The 1161-nt window shown below is 40.3% G+C and carries 1 protein-coding gene; it reads left to right on the top strand.

Annotated features, from left to right (window positions below; genetic code table 11):
• Positions 1-95: 95 nt before the first annotated feature.
• Positions 96-1085 (top strand): DNA-directed RNA polymerase subunit alpha, encoded by a 990-nt coding sequence (locus DWA31_RS00030; RefSeq protein ID WP_114324643.1) that lies wholly within the window; start codon positions 96-98, stop codon positions 1083-1085.
• Positions 1086-1161: the final 76 nt, after the last annotated feature.

The raw sequence follows: 1161 nt of genomic DNA, 5'->3' as shown, positions 1-1161 counted from the left end.
TCCAGATCGTGCTGACTTATCTGCCGAAATTAATGAACAGTTGATTGTTGAACTTTACTCTAAATAGTAAAGTTGCACTTTAAGAGAGGACATATATGCAGGGTTCTGTAACCGAATTCCTTAGACCACGCATGGTTGGTATTGAAAATATCAATCCTCGTCGTGCTAAGGTAACTTTAGAGCCATTAGAACGTGGTTTTGGTCACACTTTAGGTAATGCGTTACGCCGTATCCTTTTATCTTCAATGCCAGGTTGTGCTGTAACTGAAGTAGAAATTGATGGTGTATTACATGAGTACAGTAGTAAAGAAGGTGTTCAAGAAGACATCATCGAAATATTGTTAAACCTTAAAGGGCTTGCTGTTTTACTAGAAGGCAAAAATGAAGCCGTTCTGACTTTAACTAAGTCTGGTGAAGGCCCTGTAACGGCAGCTGATATTCAACATGATGGTGATGTAACTATTGCAAACCCAGAACATGTTATCTGCACCCTAACAGGTGAAGGTTCTATCAGTATGCGCATTAAAATTGAAATGGGTCGTGGTTACGTACCTGCTTCAGCGCGCCGTGATGCCGAAGAAGAAGATCGTGCTATTGGTCGTTTGTTGGTAGATGCCTCATTCAGCCCAGTAGTAAGAATTGCTTATGATGTTGACTCTGCACGTGTTGAACAACGTACAGATTTAGACAAATTAATTTTAGATATGGAAACCAATGGTACATTGGATCCGGAAGAAGCTATCCGTCGTGCTTCAACAATTTTAGCTGAACAGCTAGATGCGTTTGTAGAACTTCGTGATATTAAAGAAGTTGAACAAGTGGAAGAAAAACCATTATTCGACCCAATTTTACTTCGTCCTGTTGATGATCTAGAACTAACTGTCCGTAGCGCAAACTGCTTAAAAGCAGAAGCAATTCAATATATTGGTGATTTAGTACAACGTGCTGAAGTTGAGCTTCTTAAAACGCCTAATTTAGGTAAGAAGTCTCTAACTGAAATCAAAGACGTGTTAGCGTCGCGTGGTTTGTCTCTGGGCATGCGCCTAGAAAACTGGCCACCTGAAAGCATCGTTGACAACGACTAGTTCGATCATCGTTTTTTTATTAATAGTTTGAGAGAAGGATTAACTTATGCGTCATCGTCAAAGCGGTCGCCAGTTA

Source organism: Candidatus Colwellia aromaticivorans (genome assembly GCF_003333305.1).
In the GTDB taxonomy this organism is placed as follows: Bacteria; Pseudomonadota; Gammaproteobacteria; order Enterobacterales; family Alteromonadaceae; genus Colwellia; species Colwellia aromaticivorans.
The sequence above is the reverse complement of the archived record's forward strand: the minus strand, read 5'-3'. Positions and strand labels throughout refer to the sequence as shown.

Coding starts and splice junctions, on each gene's coding strand:
- DWA31_RS00030 (WP_114324643.1), top strand. CDS start 96: ATGCAGGGTTCTGTAACCGAATTCCTTAGACCACGCATGGTTGGTATT.